This is a genomic window from Acidovorax bellezanensis (genome assembly GCF_025421555.1).
In the GTDB taxonomy this organism is placed as follows: domain Bacteria; phylum Pseudomonadota; class Gammaproteobacteria; order Burkholderiales; family Burkholderiaceae_C; genus Comamonas; species Comamonas bellezanensis.
This window is the reverse complement of the sequence record NZ_JAODYH010000003.1, coordinates 255,649-272,208: the sequence shown is the minus strand read 5'-3', so window position 1 is coordinate 272,208 and position 16,560 is coordinate 255,649. Positions and strand designations below refer to the sequence as shown.

General features: G+C 65.8%; 19 protein-coding genes. 15 read left to right on the top strand and 4 right to left on the bottom strand.

Annotation, left to right across the window (positions count from 1 at the left end; translation table 11 throughout):
* Positions 1–130 precede the first annotated feature (130 nt).
* The 15 genes from N0K08_RS04840 to ccmI all read left to right on the top strand — a co-directional run bounded on the left by N0K08_RS04840 (position 131) and on the right by ccmI (position 12,345).
* A complete protein-coding gene (locus tag N0K08_RS04840; protein WP_261498928.1) occupies positions 131–1,063 on the top strand; it encodes a LysR family transcriptional regulator in 933 nt (310 codons plus the stop codon).
* A 333-nt stretch (positions 1,064–1,396) separates the two neighbouring features.
* On the top strand, positions 1,397–1,555 hold the full coding sequence (napE, locus tag N0K08_RS04835; RefSeq protein ID WP_261498927.1) for a periplasmic nitrate reductase, NapE protein: 159 nt from the start codon (positions 1,397–1,399) through the stop codon (positions 1,553–1,555).
* The gene (locus N0K08_RS04830) at positions 1,548–1,856 is read left to right on the top strand and encodes a chaperone NapD (protein ID WP_261498926.1); all 309 of its coding nucleotides are present in this window, start codon (positions 1,548–1,550) and stop codon (positions 1,854–1,856) included. The genes napE and N0K08_RS04830 overlap by 8 nt, the downstream gene beginning before the upstream one ends.
* On the top strand, positions 1,837–4,329 hold the full coding sequence (gene napA / locus N0K08_RS04825) for a periplasmic nitrate reductase subunit alpha (protein WP_261498925.1): 2,493 nt from the start codon (positions 1,837–1,839) through the stop codon (positions 4,327–4,329). The genes N0K08_RS04830 and napA overlap by 20 nt, the downstream gene beginning before the upstream one ends.
* A 17-nt stretch (positions 4,330–4,346) precedes the next feature.
* On the top strand, positions 4,347–4,847 hold the full coding sequence (locus N0K08_RS04820) for a nitrate reductase cytochrome c-type subunit (RefSeq protein ID WP_261498924.1): 501 nt from the start codon (positions 4,347–4,349) through the stop codon (positions 4,845–4,847).
* 30 nt (positions 4,848–4,877) lie between these two features.
* Positions 4,878–5,522, top strand: coding sequence for a cytochrome c3 family protein (locus N0K08_RS04815; protein ID WP_261498923.1), 645 nt, complete (start codon positions 4,878–4,880; stop codon positions 5,520–5,522).
* Positions 5,523–5,526: 4 nt separating this feature from the next.
* Positions 5,527–6,189, top strand: a complete 663-nt coding sequence (ccmA, locus tag N0K08_RS04810; protein ID WP_261498922.1) for a cytochrome c biogenesis heme-transporting ATPase CcmA — start codon at positions 5,527–5,529, stop codon at positions 6,187–6,189.
* Entirely contained in the window at positions 6,183–6,839 is a 657-nt protein-coding gene (ccmB, locus tag N0K08_RS04805) for a heme exporter protein CcmB (RefSeq protein WP_261498921.1), read from the top strand. Before ccmA ends, ccmB begins: the two co-directional genes overlap by 7 nt.
* Position 6,840: 1 nt before the next feature.
* Positions 6,841–7,581: a heme ABC transporter permease CcmC gene (ccmC, locus tag N0K08_RS04800; RefSeq protein WP_261498919.1), complete on the top strand. Its 741-nt coding sequence runs from the start codon at positions 6,841–6,843 to the stop codon at positions 7,579–7,581.
* Positions 7,581–7,712: a heme exporter protein CcmD gene (gene ccmD, locus N0K08_RS04795; RefSeq protein WP_261498918.1), complete on the top strand. Its 132-nt coding sequence runs from the start codon at positions 7,581–7,583 to the stop codon at positions 7,710–7,712. The genes ccmC and ccmD overlap by 1 nt, the downstream gene beginning before the upstream one ends.
* Positions 7,709–8,140: a cytochrome c maturation protein CcmE gene (gene ccmE, locus N0K08_RS04790; RefSeq protein ID WP_261498916.1), complete on the top strand. Its 432-nt coding sequence runs from the start codon at positions 7,709–7,711 to the stop codon at positions 8,138–8,140. The genes ccmD and ccmE overlap by 4 nt, the downstream gene beginning before the upstream one ends.
* Entirely contained in the window at positions 8,137–10,140 is a 2,004-nt protein-coding gene (locus N0K08_RS04785) for a heme lyase CcmF/NrfE family subunit (RefSeq protein WP_261498915.1), read from the top strand. Before ccmE ends, N0K08_RS04785 begins: the two co-directional genes overlap by 4 nt.
* A complete protein-coding gene (locus N0K08_RS04780) occupies positions 10,140–10,658 on the top strand; it encodes a DsbE family thiol:disulfide interchange protein (protein WP_261498913.1) in 519 nt (172 codons plus the stop codon). The genes N0K08_RS04785 and N0K08_RS04780 overlap by 1 nt, the downstream gene beginning before the upstream one ends.
* Complete coding sequence (locus N0K08_RS04775) at positions 10,655–11,104, top strand: cytochrome c-type biogenesis protein (RefSeq protein ID WP_408642903.1); 450 nt, start codon at positions 10,655–10,657, stop codon at positions 11,102–11,104. Before N0K08_RS04780 ends, N0K08_RS04775 begins: the two co-directional genes overlap by 4 nt.
* Complete coding sequence (ccmI, locus tag N0K08_RS04770) at positions 11,101–12,345, top strand: c-type cytochrome biogenesis protein CcmI (RefSeq protein ID WP_261498912.1); 1,245 nt, start codon at positions 11,101–11,103, stop codon at positions 12,343–12,345. Before N0K08_RS04775 ends, ccmI begins: the two co-directional genes overlap by 4 nt.
* 54 nt (positions 12,346–12,399) lie before the next feature.
* On the opposite strand, the gene N0K08_RS04765 is transcribed toward ccmI, so the two are convergent.
* The 4 genes from N0K08_RS04765 to N0K08_RS04750 form a co-directional block, all read right to left on the bottom strand.
* Positions 12,400–13,710, bottom strand: coding sequence for an amidase (locus N0K08_RS04765; protein ID WP_261498911.1), 1,311 nt, complete (start codon positions 13,708–13,710; stop codon positions 12,400–12,402).
* 14 nt (positions 13,711–13,724) lie between these two features.
* Complete coding sequence (locus N0K08_RS04760) at positions 13,725–14,417, bottom strand: DUF2848 domain-containing protein (RefSeq protein WP_261498910.1); 693 nt, start codon at positions 14,415–14,417, stop codon at positions 13,725–13,727.
* Between the two features lie 186 nt (positions 14,418–14,603).
* Positions 14,604–15,887 (bottom strand): TRAP transporter large permease, encoded by a 1,284-nt coding sequence (locus N0K08_RS04755; RefSeq protein WP_261498909.1) that lies wholly within the window; start codon positions 15,885–15,887, stop codon positions 14,604–14,606.
* Complete coding sequence (locus N0K08_RS04750; protein WP_261498908.1) at positions 15,884–16,510, bottom strand: TRAP transporter small permease subunit; 627 nt, start codon at positions 16,508–16,510, stop codon at positions 15,884–15,886. The genes N0K08_RS04755 and N0K08_RS04750 overlap by 4 nt, the downstream gene beginning before the upstream one ends.
* Between the last annotated feature and the right edge of the window lie 50 nt (positions 16,511–16,560).

Here is a 16,560-nt window from a genome sequence, read left to right as displayed (position 1 = left end):
GTTGTCTCCGATTGATTGTTGTTGGGTCAGCCCCGCGGATTATTCTGAAGATAATGATTGCATTCCAATGAAATAGCGGACTCTCTTCATAACTTCCAAGTTATGAAGTGAAAAGCCGTGCCTGCCGCCCATGAGCCAGATCGATCGCGTTCTTCGTTCCAACCTGAAGCTGCGCCACCTGCAATTGCTGGTGGCGCTGGACGAGTTCCGCCACCTCGGGCGGGTGTCGGAGTTTCTGTCCATCACGCAGCCCGCGGTGTCCAAGATGCTGGCGGAGATCGAGAAGATGTTCGCGTTGCAGCTGTTCGTGCGCTCCACGCGCGGCACCGAGCCTACGCCCAGCGGCGTCACCGTGGTGCGCTTTGCCCGTTCGGTGCTCGCCGACTACCAGCGCACGCGCGACGAGATCGATGCGACGGCCAGCGGCGGCGTCGGCCGGACCAGCGTGGGCGCGATGGTGGTGGCCCTGCCCAGCCTGCTGATGCCGGCCATCCTGCGGGTCAAGCAGCGATCTCCGCTGACCACGGTGATGGTGGAGGAGGGCGATCTCACGCGGCTGCTGCCCCGGCTGCGCGTGGGCGAGCTGGACTTGATCGTGGCTCGGCTGGAGCCCGGCTACGCGTCGCCGGACCTCGAGACCGAGTCGCTCTACGCCGAGCCCATGTGCATCGTGGTGAGTCCCGAGCACCCCCTGGCCGGGGCCGCCAGACCCAGCTGGACCATGCTCGCCGGCCTGCCCTGGGTCGTGCCTCCGCCATGGGCTTCCTCGCGTTCCAAGCTGGCCCAGATGTTCTACAAGCACCACCTGGTGCCGCCGGTGGACATCATCGAAACCTCGTCCTTTCTGGTCACGCTGTCGAGCATGCAGCAGCGGCCCGCGATCGGCTTTCTCGCGCGCAGCGTCGCGGAGCACTTCGAGCGCCAAGGACTGCTGTGCATCCTCAAGCTCAAGGTGCCGATCGAGCTGCCGCATGTGGGCATCATCACGCTGCGCGGGCGGGCGAAAACGCCGGCCAGTCAGCTGCTGGTGGACAGCTTGCGCGAAACGGCGGCGGCAGCTTAGTCCTGGGGGGCGTTCTCCGGCGGGCCGGTTTCAGTCACAACATTCGCAATGAGAATCAGTCCTGAATCGTTCCGGGAATGAGTGCTTGCAAGGCTGCCGGATGCTGGGGTTAAATGTGTCTGAATGCGTACGGCCTTTGCCATTTCGCGTGCGCATGGCCTGGAGTTGATCCAGGTCAATGACTGGGAGCTACCCCGGTCTTAGCATCCTGGTATCTCGCAATATCAGCTGCGACATGGTGCATGGAACGTCGCAGTGGAGCAGCCACTCGGCGGCGTGGCAACCATCTGCAGCGCTACAGGGGCTTGTCCAGGCCCCGGAAACGGTGGATCCATGTCTGATCGTCAGTTCCCATCGAGCGCCAAGCAGGAGTTGCGCAGCTTTGCGTTCCTGGCCATCGTGGTGGCGCCTGTCCTGGCCGTGGGCATCATCGCCGCCTACGGTTTTCTCGTCTGGTTTTATCAGATGTTTTCCGGTCCTCCGCATGTCTGAAGCAGCACATGCCAAGCCGGATGACATCCATATCGCCAGTCTGGTGGTCCATGTGATGCCGCAGGCGCTGTCCAGCGTGGAGCAAAGCCTGCGGGGCGTGGAGGATGCGCAGGTGCACGGCACCCATCCCGACGGCAAGCTGGTGGTGACCCTCGAAGGCCCCAGCGGCGGCGCCATCCTGGACAAGGTGGCGCAGATACAGCAGATAGATGGCGTACTCAACGTCTCTCTCGTCTATCAACACGCCGAGCCTCGGCACTTTCTGAACCAGGAGGTCGTCAATGACCAGCACTCGGCGTGATTTTGTTCGTCAATCCGCGGCCGCGGCCGCAGGGGCCGTGGCAGGGATTCCCATTCAGGCGATGTCCCAGCAGGTGGCAGGCAGCGCGAATGCCCAGCTGACCTGGTCCAAGGCACCTTGCCGTTTCTGCGGTACGGGCTGCGGCGTGATGGTGGCCGTCAAGGACAACCGCGTGGTGGCCACGCAAGGCGATGCCGAAGCCGAAGTGAACCGCGGTCTCAATTGCGTCAAGGGCTATTTCCTGTCCAAGATCATGTACGGCGAAGACCGTCTGACCAAGCCCATGCTGCGCATGAAGAACGGCAAGTACGCCAAGGACGGTGACTTCCAGCATGTGTCCTGGGACATGGCTTTCGACGTCATGGCCGAGCAGTTCAAGAAGGCGCTCAAGGACAAGGGCCCGACGGCCGTGGGCATGTTCGGCTCGGGCCAGTGGACGGTGTGGGAAGGCTATGCCGCCTCCAAGCTGTTCAAGGCGGGCTTTCGCTCGAACAACATCGACCCCAATGCACGCCATTGCATGGCGTCGGCGGTGACGGGTTTCATGCGCACTTTCGGCATGGACGAGCCCATGGGCTGCTATGACGACATCGAAGCCACCGATACCTTCGTGCTGTGGGGCTCGAACATGGCGGAGATGCACCCGGTGCTCTGGACCCGCGTGACGGACCGCCGCTTGAGCGCGCCCAACGTGAAGGTGGCCGTGCTGTCCACGTTCGAGCACCGCTCGTACGAACTGGCCGATCTGGAACTGACTTTCAAGCCCCAGAGCGACCTGGTGATCCTGAACTACATCGCCAACCACATCATCAAGACAGGACGGGTCAACAAGGACTTCGTCTCCAAGCACTGCAATTTCAAGATAGGTAATACCGACATCGGCTACGGATTGCGCCCCGAGCACCCGCTGCAGCAGGCGGCCAAGAACGCCGGCGATCCCAACGGTGCCAAGCCCGCGACGTTCGAGGAGTACGCCCAATTCGTCTCGACCTACACGCTGGAGCACACGGCGGAAATGACCGGCGTGCCGGCCAATCGCCTGCTGGCCTTGGCGGAGCTGTACGCGGACCCGAATCGCAAGGTCATGTCGTTCTGGACCATGGGTTTCAATCAGCACACCCGCGGCACCTGGGCCAACAATCTGGTCTACAACATCCATTTGTTGACCGGCAAGATCTCCACGCCGGGCAACAGCCCGTTCTCTCTGACGGGTCAGCCCTCGGCCTGCGGTACGGCGCGCGAGGTGGGTACTTTCTCGCACCGCCTGCCCGCGGACATGGTGGTCACCAACCCCGAGCACCGCAAGACCGCCGAGAAGCTGTGGAAGCTGCCCGAAGGCACCATTCCCGCAAAGCCGGGCTATCACGCCGTGCAGCAGAACCGCATGCTCAAGGACGGCAAGCTCAATGCCTACTGGGTGATGGTGAACAACAACATGCAGGCCGGCGCCAACCTGGCGCAGGAAGGTTATCCGGGCTATCGCAACCCCGAGAACTTCATCGTGGTGTCCGATGCCTACCCGACGGTGACCGCCGTGGCGGCCGATCTGATCCTGCCGACGGCCATGTGGGTGGAGAAGGAAGGCGCCTACGGCAATGCCGAGCGCCGCACCCACTTCTGGCACCAGCTGGTCAAGGCGCCGGACGAAGCACGCTCTGATCTGTGGCAGCTGATGGAGTTTTCCAAGCGCTTCAAGATCGAGGAAGTCTGGCCCGAGGAATTGCTGGCCAAGAGCCCCCAGCTGCGGGGCAAGACCTTGTTCGATGTGCTGTACCGCAACGGCCAGGTCGACAAGTTCCCGGCATCGCAGACCGACCCCGCCTACGAGAATGACGAAGCCAAGCACTTCGGCTTCTATGTGCAAAAAGGCCTGTTCGAAGAGTACGCCGCTTTTGGTCGGGGGCACGGCCACGACCTGGCGCCGTTCGACGAGTACCACAAGGTGCGCGGCCTGCGCTGGCCCGTGGTCAACGGCAAGGAAACGCGCTGGCGCTACCGCGAAGGCACGGACCCGTACGTGAAGGCGGGCACGGGCTTTCAGTTCTACGGCCACAGCGACGGCAAGGCCGTGGTCTTTGCGCTGCCCTATGAGCCGCCGGCGGAAGCCCCTGACAAGGAGTTTCCGTTCTGGCTGTCCACGGGCCGTGTGCTGGAGCACTGGCACTCGGGGTCCATGACCCGGCGCGTGCCAGAGCTGCACCGCGCCGTGCCGCATGCGCTGTGCTACATGCACCCTGAAGACGCGAAGGCTCTGGGTCTGCGCCGTGGCAGCGAAGTGGAGATTGCCTCGCGGCGTGGCGCGATGCGCTCGCGGGTGGAAACCCGGGGCCGCAACAAACCGCCCCGCGGTCTGGTCTATGTGCCCTGGTTCGATGCGAGCCAACTGATCAACAAGGTCACGCTGGATGCCACCGATCCGATTTCATTGCAGACGGACTTCAAGAAGTGCGCAGTGAAACTGACCAAGGTCTAGCCATAGGAGTGTGGATCATGCAATTCATTCGTACTTTGGGCCTGTTGCTGCTGCTCGGCGTGGGTGCCGCGTCGGCACAACCGGTGAGCCAGCATTTCTATGACAAGGCCCGCGGCCCCACGCCTATCCTGGAGTCCGCCAAGCCTCCGGTGCTGGGCAATGCCATCAACGACGACGTGCGCCGCACGCGCAACTACGCGATGCAGCCGCCCATCATTCCGCACCGGGTCGACGGCTACCAGGTGGACAAGAATTTCAACAAATGCCTGGATTGCCATGCACGCAGCAAGGCGGAAATCTACCAGGCCGTGCCGGTGTCGATCACGCACTACATGACCCGCGATGGGGACATGCTGGCGCAGGTCTCGACGCGGCGGTATTTCTGCATGCAGTGCCATGTGAGCCAGGAGCCGGTGCGGCCCCTGGTCAACAACACCTTCATGGACGTGGACGCGCTGATGCTCCAGTCCGCGCGCAACTCCTCGCCTGGCAATGGCAAGCCACAGAAGAAAAACTGACGCGGCCCGTTGCTGCAAAAGGTTCGCACCATGATGACTCTTCTCAAGCGCTACTGGGCGGTGATCCGCCGCCCCAGCGTGCACTTCAGCCTGGGCTTTCTGACCATAGGCGGCTTCATTGGCGGCATTCTTTTCTGGGGTGCCTTCAATACGGCCATGGAGCTCACCAACACCGAGAAGTTCTGCACGGGTTGCCATGAAATGCGCGACAACGTGTTTGCCGAACTGCAAAGCACCATCCACTACACCAACCGCTCGGGCGTGCGTGCCGTGTGTTCGGACTGCCATGTGCCGCACAACTGGACCGACAAGATCGCCCGCAAGATGCAGGCGTCGAAGGAAGTCTGGGGGAAGATCTTCGGCACCATCAGCACGCCGGAAAAATTCCAGGCCAAGCGCCTGGAACTGGCCCAGCATGAATGGTCGCGGCTGAAGGCCAACGACTCGCTGGAATGCCGCAATTGCCACAACTACGACTCCATGGACTTCACGCGCCAGAGCCTGCGGGCGCAGAACATGCATGCGACTTATCTGGCGAACAAGGAAAAGACCTGCATCGACTGCCACAAGGGCATTGCCCACAGGCTGCCGCATATCCCGCCGGGGCAGGGCCCCAGTGACAGTCCGGGCCAGATGGTGCCCGCGCCCGTGGCGTCCGCGGCTGGCAAGCAATAACTGCATGGGAGGCGTCGCTTTTTCTTCTCTCCATCTTGCGGTTTCCGGCTGGGGCTGTGTGCGCAACGGCCGCGTGCTGTTTCGCCAGCTTGCGTTTGAACTGGCTTCAGGCCAGGCCTTGGTCCTCAAGGGACGCAATGGCGCGGGCAAGAGCACGCTGCTGCGCAGCCTGGCTGGATTGTTGCCGTGGCGTGCCGGGGCGCTTTCCTGGGGCGGCCAGTCCGTGCGCACCAGCGACGCTGCGTACCAGCAGCAACTGGCCTATCTGGGACACCAGGCGGGCATGTCGGATGCCTTGACGGGGCTGGAGAACCTGCAGTTCGCGCTGGCCATGGGCGGCATTGCCTGGAACCCCGCGCAGGCGGCGCCGGTCTTGCGCGCCTTGGCCTTGAACGAAGTGGCGTCACGCCCGCTGGGACGCCTGTCGCAAGGACAGCGGCGGCGCCTGGGGCTGGCCAGGGTGGTGTTGAGCGAACGCCCGGTCTGGCTGCTCGATGAGCCCGACAGCTCCCTGGATGACGCAGGCGGCGCGTGTCTGGGACAGGTCCTGACCGCGCATCTGGCCGCGGGCGGGATGGCTGTCGTGGCCACCCACCATGGCCTGGCGCTGCCACAGGCCCTCACGCGCACGCTGGATTTGTCGGCGCCGCGGGAGACGACATGCTGAAGGCCGTGTGCCTGCGTGAAATACGGCTGGCGGCGCGGCGGCCCGCGGATGCGCTCAGCGGACTGGTGTTCTTCGTCATGGTCGGCAGCCTGTTTCCACTGGCCTTGGGGCCGGACTCGGCCTTGCTGCGGCAGATCGCTCCGGGGGTGATGTGGGTGGCGGCCCTGCTGGCCGTGCTGCTGGGCCAGCACCGGCTGTTTGAAAGCGACTGGGCCGACGGCTCCCTGGAGCAGTGGGTGCTGGCGCAGGCCGCCTTGCCGCTGCTGGTGGGCATCAAAGTCGCGGCCCAGTGGCTGATCGCCGTGCTGCCGCTGCTGATTGCCGCGCCGCTGCTGGGCTGGCAGTATGGGATGGACAACGCGAGCATTGCGGTCTTGCTCGCGGCCCTGGCCCTGGGTACGCCCAGCCTCAGCCTGCTGGCGGCGCTGGGCGCGGCCTTGACCCTGGGCTTGCGCGGCCAGCTGCTGCTGACCCTGGTGGTGCTGCCGCTGAGCATTCCGATTCTGATTTTTGGCAGCCATGCGGTGACCCAGGCGCAGCTGGGTCTGGCTGCGGAGCCGGCCCTGAGTCTGCTGGGCGCCTGTCTGTGCCTGGCGCTGCTCGTGACCCCTTGGGCCATTGCGCAGGCCTTGCGCCTGGCGCTGGAATGATATGAACAAGCCCTTGACCGATTTTTCACGCGCATTGCGCTGGCGCCAGCTCGCTTCCCCGCCGGTCTTCTACCAATGGGCGGGCCGGGTCTGGCCCTGGCTGGCCGGTCTGGCCTTGCTGCTGGCCGCCGCCGGCCTGTGGGTGGGCTTCGTGCTCGCGCCTACCGATCACCAGCAGGGCGAGGTCTACCGCATCATCTTCCTGCATGTGCCCGCGGCCTGGATGTCGATGTTCATCTACCTGGTGGCCGCCTTGCATGCCGGCCTGGGCCTGGTCTACAAGACCCGGCTGTCGCCCTTGCTGGCGCGCGCGCTGGCGCCCACGGGCGCGGTCTTCACGGTGATTGCACTGTGGACGGGCGCGGCCTGGGGCAAGCCGACCTGGGGCGCGTGGTGGGTCTGGGATGCGCGGCTGACATCCGAGCTGATCTTGCTGTTCCTGTACCTGGGCTATCTGGGCGTGGTGTCGGCCATTGAGGACAGCCAGCGCGCCGACAGCGCCGGCGCCATCGTGCTGCTGGCCGGCGTGGTGAATATTCCCATCATCTATTTCTCCGTGCAGTGGTGGAGCACCTTGCACCAGGGGGCGACGATCCGCTGGGATGCCGCGCCCAGCATGACCCACAGCATGCTGGCGGGCATGCTGCTGATGGCCTTGGCCTGCTGGGCCTACAGCCTGGCCGTGGCCTTGGTGCGTACGCGCTGCCTGATCCTGGAGCGCGCGCAAGAGGAGCGTCTGTAATGCAAAACCATGCTTTTTTCATCGCCCTGGCCTACGGGTTGGGGGCCTTGGCGCTGGTCGCCGAAATGCTGTGGCTGTGGCGGCGCAGCCGCAGCGCGCAGGCCCGTGCGCAAGAGGGGGGCCGGCCATGAAGCCGCGTCAACGGCGTTTGCTGTGGGTGCTGGCGGGCGTGGTGCTGTGTGCCACGGCCATCATGCTGACCTTGCGGGCGCTGAATGCCAATGTGATGTTTTTCTACAGCCCCAGCCAGGTCCATGCGGGCGAGGCGCCGCAGGGCGCGGCTTTTCGCCTGGGCGGGCTGGTGGAGGCGGGCTCGGTGCAGCGCAGTGCCGAAGGGGTGCAGGTGCGGTTCATGGTGACCGACCAGGTGCAGCGCGTGGCCGTGCACTACCAGGGCTTGCTGCCCGACCTGTTTCGCGAAGGCAAGGGCGTGGTGGTGGCGGGCAAGCTGCAGTCGCCGGGCGTTTTCCGCGCCACGGAAGTCCTGGCCAAACACGATGAGAACTACATGCCTCCGGAGGCCGCGAAGGCACTCGAAGACGCAAAGGCCAAGCCATGATTGCTGAACTGGGCGTTTTTTCCATGGTGCTGTCGCTGATCGTGGCGGTGGTGCTGGCCTGTCTGCCCCTGGCCGGCGCGCACTGGGGCATACGCAGCTGGGTGGCGCTGGCGCGGCCGGCGGCGGCGCTGCACTGCCTGCTGTCCCTGCTGTCCATTGCCTTGCTGACCTGGTGCTTCTGGGCCGGGGATTTCTCGGTGCTGTATGTGGCGGCGAACTCGCACAGCGAGTTGCCCATGGTCTACAAGCTCACGGCCGTCTGGGGCGGGCATGAAGGCTCGATGCTGCTGTGGCAGGTGATGCTGTCGTGCTGGACCCTGGCCGTGGCCTGGCGCAGCCGCGCCTTGCCGCCGGCCTTCGTGGCGCGCGTGCTGGCGGTGATGGGCTGGATCAGCGTGGGCCTGCTGCTGTTCCTGCTGTTTCTGTCCAACCCGTTTCTGCGCCTGGTGCCCGCGGCCCTGGAAGGCAAGGACCTCAACCCCTTGCTGCAGGATCCGGGCATGGTGTTCCACCCGCCGCTGCTGTACATGGGCTATGTGGGCTTTGTCGTGCCGTTTGCGTTTGCGCTGGCGGCGCTGATTTCGGGCGAGCTGGGCGCCGCCTGGGCGCGCTGGTCGCGCTCCTGGACGCTGGCCGCCTGGGGCTTTCTGACCCTGGGCATTCTGCTGGGCAGCGCCTGGGCCTATTACGTCCTGGGCTGGGGCGGCTGGTGGTTCTGGGACCCGGTGGAGAACGCGTCCTTCATGCCCTGGCTGCTGGGCACGGCGCTGCTGCATTCGCTGATCGTGACCGACCAGCGCGGGGCGTTTCGCAGCTGGTCGGCGCTGCTGGCCATCTGCGCGTTCTCGCTGTGCCTGCTGGGCACGTTCCTGGTGCGCTCGGGCGTGCTGACGTCGGTGCACGCGTTCGCGGTCGACCCGGGACGCGGGCTGTTCATTCTGTGCTTCATCGTCGCCGTGGTGGGCACTTCGCTGTGGCTGTTCGCCTGGCGCGCTCAAACGCTGGGCCAGGGCGGCGGGCAGTTCTCGGCGCTGTCGCGCGAAACCCTGCTGCTGGTCAACAACGTGCTGTTCAGCGCCGCCGCGCTGGCGGTGCTGATAGGCACGCTGTACCCGCTGGCGCTGGATGTGCTGCGCAGCGAGAAGATTTCGGTCGGACCGCCTTATTTCAAGGCCGTGTTCCTGCCGCTGGTGCTGCCCGCCGTGGCCTTGATGGGGCTGGGCGCGGTGGCGCGCTGGAAGCACAGTCCGGCGGTCGAGATCTGGCGCCGCCTGCGCGCCGCGCTCGCCTGGACGGTGGTCTGCGTCGTGGTGCTGGTGCTGTCCAACGGCGCTCTGGGCCCAAGGATTTCACCGGCGACCCTGTTGGGCATGGCGCTGGGTCTGTGGTGCATCTTCAGCACCCTGGCCCATGCCTGGCAACGCCTGGCGCCGGGCTGGCGCCAAGGCCAGGGCTGGCAGCGCCTGTCGCGCCAGCCGTGGGGCTGGTGGGGCATGTTGAGCGCGCATGCCGGGGTGGGGATTTTCGTCGTGGCCGTGAGCCTGGCCGATGGGCTGGAGAGCAAGCACGAGACCAGCGTGAGCCAGGGCGAGACGGTGGAGCTTGCAGGCTATCAATTTCGCTTCGACAGCCTGGCGCCCGTGGAAGGACCGAACTACGACGCGCAGCGCGCGCAGTTCAGCGTGCGCCATGGCGACCAGGAGTGGCTGATGTTCCCCGAAAAGCGCCTGTACCGCGCGCAGACCATGGGGCTGAGCCAGGCGGCCATTGACAGCGGCTGGACGCGCGATGTGTTTGTCGCGCTCGGCGACCCGCTGGATGAAAAAGGGCTGACCTGGACGGTGCGCCTGCAGATCAAGCCCTTCATGGACTGGATCTGGCTGGGCACCTTGATGATGGCCTTGGGCGCGGGCCTGAGCCTGCTGGACCGGCGTTTTCGCGTGGCCAGCCAGCGTGCCGCCAAGCCGGCCCCATCGCCTGTTCTGGAAAGTGCCGCCTGATGCGTTTTGTCCTGCCACTGGCGATTTTTCTCGGTCTGGCCGTCATGCTGGGCCTGGGATTGCAGCGCGACCCGCGCGCCCTGGAAACCGCGCTGCTCAACCAGCCCGTGCCGGCGATCGCGCGCCCTTTGCTCGAAGACCCGCAGCGGCAGTTCGATCTGGAGGCCTTGAAGGGCAAGGTCTGGCTGCTCAATGTCTGGGCCTCGTGGTGCGCGCCCTGCCGCCAGGAGCTGCCCCTGCTGGCGGCGTTTTCGCGCCAGGACCATATCCCGGTCTATGGCCTGAACTACAAGGACCAGCCGGAAAAGGCCAAGGCCTTGCTGCGCATCGCTGGCAACCCCTATGTGGCTTCCGCTGTCGATGCCGACGGACGCGTGGGCATGGACTTCGGCATTCAGGGCGTGCCCGAGACTTTTGTCATCGATGCGCAGGGGCGTGTGCGCTACCGCCATCTGGGGCCGGTGACGGCCGAGGTCTGGCGGGACAAGCTGCTGCCCGTCGTGAGGGCTGTGCAATGAAGATCCGCCAATGCATGCTGCTGCTTGCCTGGGCCACCCTGGCGCTGCAGGCCCAGGCCGCCGACAGCCTGGAGTCGCGCGAAGGCGCACTGGCCGCGAAGCTGCGCTGCGTGGTCTGCCAGAACCAGACCGTGGCCGAATCGCAGGCGCCCATCGCCAAGGACATGCGCCACGAGATCCGGGCGCAATTGGCCCAGGGCCGCAGCGATGACGAAGTGGTGGCCTTCTTCGAGCAGCGCTATGGCAGCTTCGTGCGCTACACACCGCCGTGGCGGGCTTCGACCTGGCTGCTGTGGTGCGGGCCTTTTCTGGCCGTACTGGCCGGCTTTGTGCTGCTGCGAAAAACCCTGAAACAACGCGCGTCCAGCCCCGCGCCCCTGACGCCGGCCGAGCGCGCGCGCGCCAAGGACTGGCTGGATCAGGCAGATGAGGAGAACCGTCCATGACCCCCATGCATTGGCTTTGGCTGGGCGCGCTGGCGCTGATTGTGCTGAGCCTCGCCGTGCTGCTGCCGCCGCTGCTGAGCGACCAGGCGGCTGCCAGCGAAAGCCGCAATGACGCCGTGCTCAGACGCCTGTACCAGGCGCAATGGGACGAGCTGGCGCGCGAGCACCAAGCCGGTCATCTGAGCGCGCCCGATCGTGCCCAGGCCGAAGACGAATTGCAACGCCGCCTGCTCGCGGAACTGGAAAGCCGGCCCGCGCAAAAGCGCTGGCGGCACTGGCCCTGGCTGCCGCGTGCCAGCGCCCTCGGCGTGGCGGTGCTGCTGCCGGTGGCGGCGTTTGCGCTGTACCTGCAGACAGGCAACCCCGAGGCGGCCGCGCGCTTGGCGCAGGCCGATGACGTGGGCCATGGCGCGGCCGATGCGCAGGTCGAAGCCATGGTCGAGGGACTGGCCCAGCGCCTGCGCGCCGAGCCGGAGAATGTGCAGGGCTGGGTGATGCTGGCGCGCTCGTATGAGACGCTGGAGCGCTTCGCCGATGCGGGGCAGGCCTATTCCCAGGCCCTGCTCGCCGCGCGGCGCGTCCAGCTCGATGCCAGCGTGCAAGCCCAGCTGCTGGCGGACCAGGCGGACGCCCTGGGCTCGGCGCAGGGCGGGGATTTGCAAGGCCCGGCGGGCGAAGCCATTGCCGAAGCCCTGCGCCTGGACCCGCACCAGCACAAGGCCCTGGCCCTGGCCGGCAGCGCCGCCGTGCGCCAGGGCGACTTCGCGCTGGCCGCGACCCATTGGCGCGCGCTGCTGGCCCAGCTGGAGCCGGGCTCCGACATCGCCTTGCGCGTGCAGGATGACTTGCTGAAGCTGGAGACGCTGGATGCGCCCCCGGCAAGGCCCCCGGCCGCCGTGGCCACCAACCACCTGTCGGGCGAGATCCTCTGGCCGGCGTCCGTGCAGGCCATGGCTTTGCCGCCCGAGGCCAAAGTGTTTGTGATCGTGCGCGCCCCGGGCCAGGCACAGCCCGTGGCCGTGCTGCGCCTGCCCGCCAAGGGGCTGCCGACCCGGTTCACGCTGGACGCTGCCCACCTGCTGAACCCGGCCGTGGCCTTGACGGATTTCGCTGCGCTGCAGGTGTCTGCTCGCCTGTCGCCCAGTGGCGCGGCGCTGCCCACGCCGCAGGATGTGCGCAGCAACGTCCTGAGCGCCAAGCCTGGGGCTGGCCAGCTGCGGCTGGAGATGGGCGGCAGCTGAGCCAGAAATGAAAAGGCACCCCTTGGGGTGCCTAGTAAATGCGCGTTGAAAAGCTCAGCCCTGGGCTTGCAGCAACTGCTCCAGCGCCGTGGCCACCGCGAGCAGCTCGCGGTCGCCGTTGCGCTTGCCCACCAGCATCAGGCCCACGGGCATTGCGCCGGCCTGGCGCGGCAAGGGCAGGGACACGGCGGGCAGGTCGTAGAAGTTGAACACCGAAGGGTTGCGCAGCACCAGCATGTTGGTGCGGTGGAACGTATCCTCGTCATCCAGGCTGGCAATCGACGGCGCAACCACCGGCACCGTGGGCAGGGCCAGGATGTCGAAGTCGGCGATGGCCGCATCCAGCTGGGGCTGCAGTTGCGCACGCGCCTGCTGCACGGCCACGTAGTGTGGGGCGGCAATCGTTTCGCCGCGGCGAAGACGCGACAGCACCAGCGCATCCAACTCGTTTTCCTTGCCCGCGGCCAGCAGCGCGCCGTGGACATGCGCGGCCTCGGCGGCGATCAGCGTGCCTTTTTCCTGGAGGCGGAAAGGCGCGCTCAGCAGATCGTCCAGCGCCGCATCGCTGACGCGCGCCTGGGCGCTCTGCAGCGCGGCGACGGCCTGCTCGAAGGCCGCCAGCACCTGCTCGTCCACTTGCGTGAACAGCAGGCCACGCGGCACGCCAATGCGCAGTCCGGCCACCGCGCGCTGGGCCAGCGGTTGCCAGGTCTGGCCCGACAGCACGGCGTCGGTCTGGGCGCAGTCGAGCACATCCTTGGCCAGGGGGCCCACGGTGTCGAGGGAGAAGGACAGCGGGAAAGCGCCTTCGCGGCTCACGCGGGCCTGGGTCGGCTTGAAGCCGGTCACGCCATTGAAGGCCGAAGGGATGCGGATGGAGCCACCGGTGTCGGAGCCGATGGCGATCTCGCACATGCCGCGCGCCACGGCCACGCCGGCGCCGGCCGACGAGCCTCCGGGAATGCGCGTGACGTCCTGGGCATTGCCTGGCGTGCCGTAGTGGGGATTGATGCCTATGCCCGAGAAGGCGAACTCGGTCATGTTGGTCTTGCCGATGAGGATGGCGCCCGCGGCACGCAGGCGCTGAACGATCACGGCGTCTTTTTCGGCGGGCGGCGCATCGCGCAACACCTTGGAGCCGGCCGTGGTGGCTTCGCCGGCCACGTCGAACAAGTCCTTGATGGAGACGATGCGGCCGTCCAGCGGGCCCAGGGTGATGCCGGCCGCAGCCCGGGCATCCGCCGCTGCCGCTGCCGCCAGCGCCGAGGCGGTGTAGACCTGGGTGAAGATGCGTGCGCCTTCAGCGCCGGAATCGGCGATGGCGCGCAAGGCCTTGTCGGTACGTTCTGTGGAAGTCATGTGCATGGACTGAGACTCTATCAGGCGATTTCGGGCAGTACTTCGACTTCGTAGCGGTGGCGCAGGGAACGGCCCAGAACGGGGTCGTGCAGCTCCATCTCGAAGACGCTGGAAGGACGGATGCCGCCGATGGCGCCCACGGTGCCGCAGGTCATGACGTTGCCTTCAGCGAAGGCGGCCGTACCCGTGGAGGCCAGATAGCCGGCGATCAGGTTCTCGGGCGTGCGCAGCGTGGCCATGGGGCCGTCCTGGTAGGCCTTGCGCTCGCCGTCCTCGACGATCCAGGAGCGCAGCACCAGCGCGTCTATGTGTTCGGCCACATCGGCGTACAGCCAGGCGTCCTTGGCCGCGGGCTTGGCGCAGACCTGCTTGGACAGCGCCACGCTGTGCGCTTCGAGCTTGCGGTCGGTGTGGTCCGAGGCAATGCTCAGGCACAACTGGCCATCGGCCTGGAAGACCAGGGCTTCGATTTCGCCGGAGGAGTGGGGGCCGACGACCTGGATCACGGCTTCCTGGGTGAACTGGTTCTGGCCGATGCGGTAGTACAGCGGCACGCTGGAGGGCCGCGGAACGCCCAGCTCCGCCAGCTCTTCGATGTGGTGCTCGATGGCAGCCAGGTCGCGCCCGGCCCAGCCGGCCACGATCAAGTGGTTCAACGCAACGTCCACGCTGCGTGTCTGGCCCTTGGATTCGATGTTGAAGGTAGCTTTCATTGTCTGCTTTCGTATGTAAAGGTGTCAGTGAGGCGTGGCGCTGCGCGCCAGCCACAGCCCTCGCAACTGGCGTGGCCCAGCAAGGGGCACCGAGCAAGGGCCGCCCCGCAGCGACGGTGCCGTCCCCCTCGAGAGTGGGAAGCGGGGGCCGCCTAGGCCGAAGGCGCTCAGGGGGTGTTTTCTAGTTCACCCGAAGGTGTTCGGCATCCACATGGCGATGCCAGGGAATATGGCCAGCAGCAGCAACATCAGGGCCATGGCGGCCACGAAGGGCAGGGAGCCGATGATCACGGCGTTCATGGAGCCGGACTTGCGCAGGCTCTGGACGACGAACAGGTTCATGCCGACCGGCGGAGTGATCAGCGCGGCTTCGACCAGGATGATGATCATGATGCCCAGCCAGACCGGATCGAAGCCCAGGCCGATCATCACGGGCGCGACGATGGGAATGGTCGTGATCATCATGGACAGGGTCTCCATGAAGCAGCCCAGCACCAGGTAGAAGACCACCAGCACCAGCAGCATCATGGAAGGCGACAGGCCCAGGCCACCGATGAAGTCGGTGATGGCATTGGTCAGGCCGGTCGCGGACATCACGAAGTTCAGGAAGCTGGCCGCGATCACGATCAGCATGATCATGGCGGTGGAGCGCATGGTGCCTTCGATGGCTTCGCGCAGCATGTTCCAGGTCAGGCGGCGGTAGAACGCAGCCAGCACCAGGGCGCCGAACACGCCCAGGGCCGCGGCCTCGGTGGGTGTGGCCAGGCCGGCATAGATCGAGCCCACCACCAGGAAGAAGATGCCCAGCGGCGGCAGCAGGTTCACCAGGCTGCGCATGCGCTCGCCCCAGGAGGCGTGGATCTTCTTGCCGCCCCATTGCGGCTTGATCATGCAGGCGATGATGATGGTGAGAATGAACAGGCCGGCCAGCATGAAGCCGGGAATGATGCCGGCGAGGTAGAGCTTGGGCACCGACGAATTGGTCAGCACGCCGTAGAGCACCAGATTGATCGAGGGCGGAATCAGAATCCCCAGCGTGCCGCCCGCGGCCAGACTGCCCAGGAACAGCGACTCGTTGTAGCCGTGCTTCTTGATCTGGGGAATGGCCACGGTGCCCACGGTCGCGGATGTCGCCACGCTGGAGCCGGAAGTGGCCGAGAACAGCGTCGAGGCGCCGATGTTGGCGTGCATCAGGCCGCCTGGCAGCCAGGACAACCACAGGCTCATCGACTGGTACATCTTCTCGGCCAGACCGGCGCGCAGCAGGATCTCGCCGAGCATGATGAACAGCGGAATGGCCACCAGCAGGAATTCGTTGTTGGCGCTCCAGGAAATCTCGCCCAGCGCACGCGACAAGGGCAGCATGGAGAACATGGGGTCCAGGGTCAGGCCCAGAACACCGAGCGCGGCGCCGACGGGAATACTCAGCCCGATCAGCACCATCAAGAGGGTCAATGCGGTGGCGATCATGCGACTACCTTTTCTCGTTCAGACTGGATCAAACGCTCGCCATTGGCGGCTTCTTCCTCGGCTTCTTCCTGCGCCGAGCGCACGCCGCACAGGTCTTGCAGCGCGGTGAGGTCGCCCGTCACCAGCAGATAGGAGGAACGCACCAGCATCAGCGTCATCACGATGCACATCCACAGCAGACCGAGGAACCACAGGCCCTGGGGAATCCACAGCGGCGTGGCCATCGTCGAGTTGGCGGCGGAGTCTTGAATCCAGGACGCGGACAGCACGTCCTTGGCATACCAGGTCAGGAAGACCATGAACACGCCCAGGGCCACCACGGAGAGCCAGTCGAGCAAGGCCGCGACTTTCACCGGCAGCAGCTGGTAGAGCACGTCCACGCGCACGTTGGCGCGCTGCAAGGTGGCAAAGGCCAGGGCCCAGCTGGTGCTGATGGCGAAGGCGAAGCTCGAGAGCTCGTCCGCGCCACCGGTGTTGAAACCCCAGAATTTGCGGGCAATGACGTCAAAGCAAATCAGCAAGACGCTGGCGATGATGAGAGCGCCTGCTGCCCAGACCGCGTACTGCGAAAGTACGTTGGCATAGTGCAGCGGAGCCCATGTTTTTTTGGCGGCGGAGTTCATGACTCTGTCCTTTTAAAAATTGGCGGACGCGCCGCCAAATCCCTGACCCA

Excerpts from the sequence above, each read along its gene's own strand:
- N0K08_RS04840 (WP_261498928.1), top strand. The coding sequence starts at position 131 with ATGAGCCAGATCGATCGCGTTCTTCGTTCCAACCTGAAGCTGCGCCAC.
- napE (WP_261498927.1), top strand. The coding sequence starts at position 1,397 with ATGTCTGATCGTCAGTTCCCATCGAGCGCCAAGCAGGAGTTGCGCAGC.
- N0K08_RS04830 (WP_261498926.1), top strand. The coding sequence starts at position 1,548 with ATGTCTGAAGCAGCACATGCCAAGCCGGATGACATCCATATCGCCAGT.
- napA (WP_261498925.1), top strand. The coding sequence starts at position 1,837 with ATGACCAGCACTCGGCGTGATTTTGTTCGTCAATCCGCGGCCGCGGCC.
- N0K08_RS04820 (WP_261498924.1), top strand. The coding sequence starts at position 4,347 with ATGCAATTCATTCGTACTTTGGGCCTGTTGCTGCTGCTCGGCGTGGGT.
- N0K08_RS04815 (WP_261498923.1), top strand. The coding sequence starts at position 4,878 with ATGATGACTCTTCTCAAGCGCTACTGGGCGGTGATCCGCCGCCCCAGC.
- ccmA (WP_261498922.1), top strand. The coding sequence starts at position 5,527 with ATGGGAGGCGTCGCTTTTTCTTCTCTCCATCTTGCGGTTTCCGGCTGG.
- ccmB (WP_261498921.1), top strand. The coding sequence starts at position 6,183 with ATGCTGAAGGCCGTGTGCCTGCGTGAAATACGGCTGGCGGCGCGGCGG.
- ccmC (WP_261498919.1), top strand. The coding sequence starts at position 6,841 with ATGAACAAGCCCTTGACCGATTTTTCACGCGCATTGCGCTGGCGCCAG.
- ccmD (WP_261498918.1), top strand. The coding sequence starts at position 7,581 with ATGCAAAACCATGCTTTTTTCATCGCCCTGGCCTACGGGTTGGGGGCC.
- ccmE (WP_261498916.1), top strand. The coding sequence starts at position 7,709 with ATGAAGCCGCGTCAACGGCGTTTGCTGTGGGTGCTGGCGGGCGTGGTG.
- N0K08_RS04785 (WP_261498915.1), top strand. The coding sequence starts at position 8,137 with ATGATTGCTGAACTGGGCGTTTTTTCCATGGTGCTGTCGCTGATCGTG.
- N0K08_RS04780 (WP_261498913.1), top strand. The coding sequence starts at position 10,140 with ATGCGTTTTGTCCTGCCACTGGCGATTTTTCTCGGTCTGGCCGTCATG.
- N0K08_RS04775 (WP_408642903.1), top strand. The coding sequence starts at position 10,655 with ATGAAGATCCGCCAATGCATGCTGCTGCTTGCCTGGGCCACCCTGGCG.
- ccmI (WP_261498912.1), top strand. The coding sequence starts at position 11,101 with ATGACCCCCATGCATTGGCTTTGGCTGGGCGCGCTGGCGCTGATTGTG.
- N0K08_RS04765 (WP_261498911.1), bottom strand. The coding sequence starts at position 13,710 with ATGCACATGACTTCCACAGAACGTACCGACAAGGCCTTGCGCGCCATC.
- N0K08_RS04760 (WP_261498910.1), bottom strand. The coding sequence starts at position 14,417 with ATGAAAGCTACCTTCAACATCGAATCCAAGGGCCAGACACGCAGCGTG.
- N0K08_RS04755 (WP_261498909.1), bottom strand. The coding sequence starts at position 15,887 with ATGATCGCCACCGCATTGACCCTCTTGATGGTGCTGATCGGGCTGAGT.
- N0K08_RS04750 (WP_261498908.1), bottom strand. The coding sequence starts at position 16,510 with ATGAACTCCGCCGCCAAAAAAACATGGGCTCCGCTGCACTATGCCAAC.